Source organism: Pseudomonas sp. (assembly GCF_030147005.1).
Classification (GTDB): Bacteria; Pseudomonadota; Gammaproteobacteria; order Pseudomonadales; family Pseudomonadaceae; genus Aquipseudomonas.
In genome coordinates this window covers 1-7,193 of the sequence record NZ_JASLAW010000146.1, presented here as the reverse complement: position 1 = coordinate 7,193, position 7,193 = coordinate 1, and the positions used below count along the sequence as shown (strand labels likewise).

Here is a 7,193-nt window from a genome sequence, read left to right as displayed (position 1 = left end):
CGGCTTATGTTGTTATGCCGATGCGTCTGTAATCATGCTCAGCAGAAGCTAGATGTCCCTTAGTCGCGTCTCGGTCACCGCGGTGCGCAATCTGCACCCGGTGACCTTCTCCCCTTCCCCTCGCATCAACATTCTTCACGGCGCCAATGGCAGTGGCAAAACCAGCGTGCTGGAAGCCATCCACCTGTTGGGTCTCGCCCGTTCCTTCCGCAGTGCCCGACTATTACCGGTAATTCAATACGAGCAACTGGCGTGCACAGTATTTGGCCAAGTCGAATTGGCCGAGGGCGGGCACAGTGCCTTGGGGATATCCCGTGATCGCAGCGGGGAGTTCCAAATTCGCATCGATGGGCAAAATGCGCGCAGTGCGGCGCAACTGGCAGAAATCCTGCCGTTGCAGTTGATAAACCCCGACAGCTTCCGCCTGTTGGAGGGCGCTCCAAAAATTCGCAGGCAATTCCTCGATTGGGGAGTGTTCCACGTGGAACCGCGGTTCATGGCCACTTGGCAGCGCCTGCAGAAGGCCCTGCGACAGCGGAACTCGTGGCTGCGGCATGGTACACTTGACGCCGCTTCACAAGCGGCCTGGGACCGGGAACTGTGCCTGGCCAGCGACGAAATAGATGAATACCGCCGTGCCTATATCAAAGCCTTGAAACCAGTCTTTGAGCAGACCTTGAGTGAGTTGTTGGACCTCGAGGGTCTGACGCTGAGTTATTACCGCGGTTGGGACAAAGAACGCGAGCTGAGTGCCGTGCTTGCGACGTCCTTGCAGCGTGATCAGCAAATTGGCCACACCCAGGCCGGACCCCAACGCGCTGATTTGCGCCTTAGATTAGGCGCTCACAATGCTGCGGATATTCTGTCCCGCGGCCAGCAGAAATTGGTGGTGTGTGCACTGCGTATCGCGCAAGGGCATCTGGTTAGCCAGGCCAGGCGCGGCCAGTGTATTTATCTGGTGGATGACTTGCCGTCTGAACTCGACGAGCAACATCGCCGCGCGCTATGCCGCTTATTGGAAGACTTACGCTGCCAAGTGTTTATCACCTGTGTAGACCATGAATTATTGAGGGAAGGCTGGCAGACGGAAACGCCAGTCGCTTTGTTCCACGTGGAACAAGGCCGTATCACCCAGACCCACGACCATCGGGAGTGAAGGCATGAGCGAAGAAAACACGTACGACTCGACCAGCATTAAAGTGCTGAAAGGTTTGGATGCCGTACGCAAACGTCCCGGTATGTACATTGGCGACACCGATGATGGTAGCGGTCTGCACCACATGGTGTTTGAAGTGGTCGATAACTCCATCGACGAAGCTCTGGCCGGTCACTGCGACGACATCAGCATCATCATCCACCCGGACGAATCCATTACCGTGCGCGACAACGGCCGCGGTATTCCGGTAGATGTGCATAAAGAAGAAGGCGTCTCGGCGGCAGAGGTCATCATGACCGTGCTCCACGCCGGCGGTAAGTTCGACGACAACTCCTATAAAGTCTCCGGTGGCTTGCACGGTGTGGGTGTCTCGGTAGTGAACGCTCTTTCCGAAGAGCTGATCCTTACCGTACGCCGCAGCGGCAAAATCTGGGAACAGACTTACGTTCACGGTGTGCCACAGGAACCGATGAAAATCGTCGGTGACAGTGAAACCACAGGCACCCAGATTCACTTCAAGCCCTCGGCTGAAACGTTCAAGAACATCCACTTCAGCTGGGACATCCTGGCCAAGCGGATTCGCGAACTGTCGTTCCTCAACTCCGGTGTCGGCATCGTCCTTAAAGATGAGCGCAGCGCCAAGGAAGAGTTGTTCAAGTACGAAGGCGGTCTGCGCGCGTTCGTTGAATACCTGAACACCAACAAGACTGCGGTCAACCAGGTGTTCCACTTCAACATTCAGCGTGAAGATGGCATCGGCGTGGAAATCGCGTTGCAGTGGAACGACAGCTTCAACGAGAACCTGTTGTGCTTCACCAACAACATTCCGCAGCGCGATGGCGGTACTCACCTGGTGGGCTTCCGTTCCGCGCTGACGCGTAACCTGAACACCTACATTGAAGCCGAAGGCTTGGCGAAGAAGCACAAAGTCGCCACTACCGGCGATGATGCCCGTGAAGGTCTGACTGCGATTATCTCGGTCAAGGTTCCGGACCCAAAGTTCAGTTCCCAAACCAAAGACAAGCTGGTGTCTTCCGAAGTGAAGACCGCTGTGGAACAGGAGATGGGCAAGTACTTCTCCGACTTCCTGCTGGAGAACCCGAACGAAGCCAAGCTTGTTGTCGGCAAGATGATCGACGCCGCACGCGCCCGTGAAGCGGCGCGTAAAGCTCGCGAGATGACACGTCGTAAAGGCGCGCTCGACATCGCCGGCCTGCCCGGCAAATTGGCGGACTGCCAGGAGAAAGACCCTGCCCTCTCCGAACTGTACCTGGTGGAAGGTGACTCTGCTGGCGGTTCCGCCAAGCAGGGTCGCAACCGTCGTACCCAGGCCATCCTGCCGTTGAAGGGCAAGATCCTCAACGTCGAGAAAGCGCGCTTCGACAAGATGATTTCCTCCCAGGAAGTCGGCACCTTGATCACGGCACTGGGCTGCGGCATTGGCCGTGACGAGTACAACATCGAAAAGCTGCGCTACCACAACATCATCATCATGACCGATGCTGACGTCGACGGTTCGCACATCCGTACCCTGCTGTTGACCTTCTTCTTCCGGCAGTTGCCTGAGCTGATCGAGCGTGGCTACATCTACATTGCCCAGCCGCCGTTGTACAAAGTGAAAAAGGGCAAGCAAGAGCAATACATCAAAGACGACGACGCCATGGAAGAGTACATGACGCAGTCGGCCCTTGAAGATGCCAGCCTGCACTTGAACGACGAAGCCCCAGGCATCTCCGGAGAGTCCCTGGAGCGCTTGGTTAACGACTTCCGCATGGTGATGAAGACGCTCAAGCGCTTGTCGCGCCTGTACCCTCAAGAACTGACCGAGCACTTCATCTACCTGCCTGCCGTGAGCCTGGAGCAGTTGGGCGATCACGCCGCGATGCAGGATTGGCTGGCCCAGTACGAAGTACGTCTGCGTACGGTCGAGAAGTCTGGCCTGGTGTACAAAGCCAGCCTGCGCGAAGATCGTGAGCGTAACGTGTGGCTGCCAGAGATCGAATTGATCTCCCACGGCTTGTCGAACTACGTCACCTTCAACCGCGACTTCTTCGGTAGCAATGACTATAAGACTGTCGTCACCCTCGGCGCGCAATTGAGCACCTTGCTGGACGACGGCGCTTACATTCAACGTGGCGAACGTAAGAAGCAGGTCAAGGAGTTCAAGGAAGCCCTGGACTGGTTGATGGCTGAGAGCACCAAGCGTCACACCATCCAGCGATACAAAGGTCTGGGCGAGATGAACCCGGATCAGTTGTGGGAAACCACCATGGATCCTGCTCAACGTCGCATGTTGCGGGTGACCATCGAAGACGCCATTGGCGCAGACCAGATCTTCAACACCCTGATGGGTGATGCGGTCGAGCCTCGTCGTGACTTCATCGAGAGCAATGCCTTGGCGGTTTCCAACCTGGATTTCTGATCAGTTAACCGGCAAAAACGTAAAAGGCCAACGCTTAGCGTTGGCCTTTTTTATTGTGTTTTTTTAGCCTCATCAAAATGCTCCACGTGGAACATTATCCTTTTTCAGTTTTAAGCAGGCGTTGCCACGCTCTCCAAGCGATAGCCGTATCCATAGATCGTCAGTAGCTGCCAACCTCGATCGGCCGTCAATCCGAGCTTATTACGCAAACGGTAGATATGGGTGTCGAGCGGCCGAGACGAAACCATTTCCTCGTGGGTCCAAAATCGCTCGTACAGGTACTCGCGAGAAAGCGGACGCGCAAGGTTGGCAAACAGGCAACTGGCCAAGCGGTATTCCCGTTCGGTGAGATTGATCGGTTTGCCGGCGCGCGTGACAGTCAATTCGGCATCATCGAACGTCAGATCGTTGAAGCTTTGAAGTTCGTTGCTGGCGGACTTTTGCAGACCGTGTCGGCGCAGAACGGCCGTGACCCGAGCCTTGAGTTCGTTAGGCCGAAAGGGTTTGCTCACGTAGTCATCCGCCCCACTGTTGAGCGCCGTGACAATATCGCTCTCCGCATCGCGGCTGGTGACCATGATCACGGCCGGTGGTGACTCCATGTGTTCGCGAGTCCAGCGCAACAACGCAATGCCTGTGATATCGGGCAACTGCCAATCGAGTATCAGCAGGTCGAAGGTTTCACGGCGCAGTTGGCGCAGCAGGTCCTCGCCGCGTTCAAAGCAATGCAGGGACCAAGGCTGTTCCGATGGGCTGGGAATCTGTCGCAGTGTCTGTTCCACCCGTCTCAACTCGGCGGGCTCATCATCCAGTATTGCGACACGCATGAGTGGGGTCCTTCCTGCAAAAATACGGCTTCTTAATCAGAGGCGACTCGTGCGAATACCAGCCTCTGAATCTGAATAATTATGGTCGTATACCACGCGTCTTGAATCTCTCGGTACGCTGATATCAAAGGGTCGTGACCTATCGAAAGTCCTCGGTATCCAAGGGGAAAGATACCGGCTCCTGGCTATGAGTAAAAGGACCGATGTACGGTATGGTGACTACCTGACGACCGAAATAGGCTTCACGGGTTTGAGTACCTCTGACGCGTTTCAGCGTAACCACCTGGAGGGAGACCGGGGCTTATGACATGTTCACCTGCCGACCATCGATGCCCTGGCGCGCTTATGGCTGTGGCCCTGTGAAGCTCTGGGGCAAGGCTGAAAAACGTCAACCTACCCGGGCGCAGCTGCTATTTCACGGGCTGGTGCGGGAATGGCTGCTGATCGGCCTGGTGTTGTTGCCTTTTACTGCGTACTTATCCGTGAGCCCGGGCCTGGCGCTGAATAACCCGCTCTATGACAGCCTGCGCAAGTTGGCACCGTTGCCTGTAGACCCGCGCATCCTGCTGGTGACCATTGATGCGCCAAGTTTGGAAGAACTTGGCCCATGGCCCTGGCCGCGCAGTTTGCATGCAGACCTGATTGAACGCCTTAGCGCAGCACAGCCGGCAGCTGTCTTATTCGATGTGATCTTCAGTGAGCACGGCGCAGGCCTGGGTGATCAGCGATTAGCCGATGCTGTGTGCACCGCGGGAAATGTATTACTGCCCATAGTAAATGCTGACGGAGCACGGTCCTGGCAGGCCGGGAAGCCATTGTCGCCCTTGCTCAAGTGCGCCAGGGGCATCGGGCATATCAACGTCGAATCGGATAATGACGGTGTCGTGCGCAGCCTGTATTTACGTGAAGGCCCACCGGGCAGCGCGCTTCCCCAGTTGGCTTGGTTGGCATTCACGTTGAATGGAAAACCATCAAGGATGCCGGGCTTGCCTCAAGAACCCGACAGCCAGCAGTGGCACCAGGAGCATGAAATCCGCGTCCCTTTCACCGCTACCCATGACCGCTTTCCGAGTGTTTCCTATGTCAGCGTACTACGTGGCGAGGTATCCCCAGAGTTGCTGCGCGGGCGACTGATTCTGGTGGGTGCCACGGCCTACGGGATTGGCGAAAGTTTTGTTACGCCGCTCTCCTCTACCGGGTCGACAGCGGGAGTGGAGATTCAGGCCAATGTGCTCAATGGTTTACTGCAGGGACGCAGCATTGTTGACCTGCCAGGTTGGCTGTCGGCGCTGATGGCGACGTCATTGGTGGCCTTGTTGCTGGGCCTGCTGCTGTATCGCCCGCGCTACGCGCTGTGGATGACCTTGGGCTGCATGGCCACGTCGATACTGGGCTCGTGGGCGCTGCTAAGCCTTGGGCACTGGTGGTCGCCTGCGGCCTGCCTGATTGGTTTGTTGCTCAGCTATTTAATCTGGAACTGGCGACGCCTGAGTGTGATCCTCAGCTACTTCGGCTGGGAACTGGCCCGCCTGGATAACGAACCCAAAGTCTTGCCGGAGCGGCGCCGTGCGCCCGCCAATAAGGGCGATGTACTCCAAGGGCGCATCTTCGCCCTTGAGCAAGCGGTCAGTCGCACGCGGGATACCCGGCGTTTTATGGCCGATGGCTTGGAATGCCTGCCAGTAGCGACACTGATCACCGACCCCCGGGGCAGCATCCTGTTGGCCAATCGCGTTGCCCGTGACGTATTCGGCAGCGACCTGGTGCGCGAAAACCTCCTCGAACAGCTCGCCGACCTCGGTTATCCGCCGCTGCACAACGGCGTGCGCCCTGCCCTGTCTGAATTGGAGTTAATCGAGTTTCGTGACGTCCACCGACGTAGCTTGCGCATAGAGCTTGCGCCCTTGCTGCCGGCCGAAGGTGATATGGCCCTCGGTTGGCTGCTGAGCCTTACGGATTTAAGTAAGGAACGCGAAGCCCAACAGCACCGCGAAACCATGCTGCGCTTTCTGTCTCATGACCTGCGTGCACCGCATTCGGCAATCCTTGCACTGTTGGATGTGCAGGAAGGTGAATCGCCGGTCTTTGGCCAGATCGAACAACAGGTTCGACGCGCTTTGAGCCTCACTGAATCCTTCGTGCAACTGGTGAAAGCCGAGGCTGACGGTTATCAATTCCAACCCACCTTATTCGCCATGCTGGTGATGGACGCTTTCGACCAAGTGGCGGTCATCGCTCAACTCAAAGGCATCCATTTGGTTCACGATCTGGATGAAGCTGACGAAGGCATGGTTTACGCCGATCAATCGCTGCTCACCCGTGCGTTATTCAACGTGTTGGAAAACGCGATCAAATATTCGCCGCCCAATACTACCGTCAGGTTAAGCCACGGCAGCGTGCAGGGTTGGTTGGAATGTCGTATCAGCGATCAGGGACCAGGGATCGCGCTGCAGGATTTGCCGGAGCTGTTCAACCAATATCGACGCTTCGATTCGGCCCAGGGCAGTGACGGGTTGGGGTTGGGCCTGACAATGGTGAAAGCTGTTGTGGAACGCCACGGCGGGTGTGTGATCTGTGAAAGCACGCTGGGCAAGGGCTCGACGTTCATTCTGCAATTGCCCCAGTTGGAGGACTGAAAAGACGCCTTTTCGGCTGTGCATAAAAAACCGGTCACAAGGACCGGTTTTTTTATGAAGAAAAAAACTTATGCACGTTTTTAGAGATTTTAGGAGTTTCTGAAATATATATCTAAATCAGAGAGTTACGATCCAAAAAAGCTAATTAACCA

4 protein-coding genes are annotated in these 7,193 nt (G+C 56.3%); 3 read left to right on the top strand and 1 reads right to left on the bottom strand.

Annotated features, from left to right (window positions below; genetic code table 11):
• The first annotated feature begins 52 nt into the window (after positions 1-52).
• Both recF and gyrB read left to right on the top strand, forming a co-directional pair.
• A complete protein-coding gene (recF, locus tag Q1V60_RS13605; RefSeq protein ID WP_057725758.1) occupies positions 53-1,156 on the top strand; it encodes a DNA replication/repair protein RecF in 1,104 nt (367 codons plus the stop codon).
• A 4-nt stretch (positions 1,157-1,160) separates the two neighbouring features.
• Complete coding sequence (gene gyrB, locus Q1V60_RS13600) at positions 1,161-3,578, top strand: DNA topoisomerase (ATP-hydrolyzing) subunit B (RefSeq protein WP_300631145.1); 2,418 nt, start codon at positions 1,161-1,163, stop codon at positions 3,576-3,578.
• A 110-nt stretch (positions 3,579-3,688) separates the two neighbouring features.
• Here the strand turns inward: gyrB and Q1V60_RS13595 are convergent, their stop codons facing one another.
• Entirely contained in the window at positions 3,689-4,405 is a 717-nt protein-coding gene (locus Q1V60_RS13595; protein ID WP_300631143.1) for a response regulator transcription factor, read from the bottom strand.
• Between the two features lie 359 nt (positions 4,406-4,764).
• Here Q1V60_RS13595 and Q1V60_RS13590 point away from each other — a divergent pair, with 359 nt between their 5' ends.
• Positions 4,765-7,041, top strand: a complete 2,277-nt coding sequence (locus Q1V60_RS13590) for a CHASE2 domain-containing protein (protein ID WP_300631150.1) — start codon at positions 4,765-4,767, stop codon at positions 7,039-7,041.
• Positions 7,042-7,193: the final 152 nt, after the last annotated feature.

Coding starts and splice junctions, on each gene's coding strand:
- recF (WP_057725758.1), top strand. CDS start 53: ATGTCCCTTAGTCGCGTCTCGGTCACCGCGGTGCGCAATCTGCACCCG.
- gyrB (WP_300631145.1), top strand. CDS start 1,161: ATGAGCGAAGAAAACACGTACGACTCGACCAGCATTAAAGTGCTGAAA.
- Q1V60_RS13595 (WP_300631143.1), bottom strand. CDS start 4,405: ATGCGTGTCGCAATACTGGATGATGAGCCCGCCGAGTTGAGACGGGTG.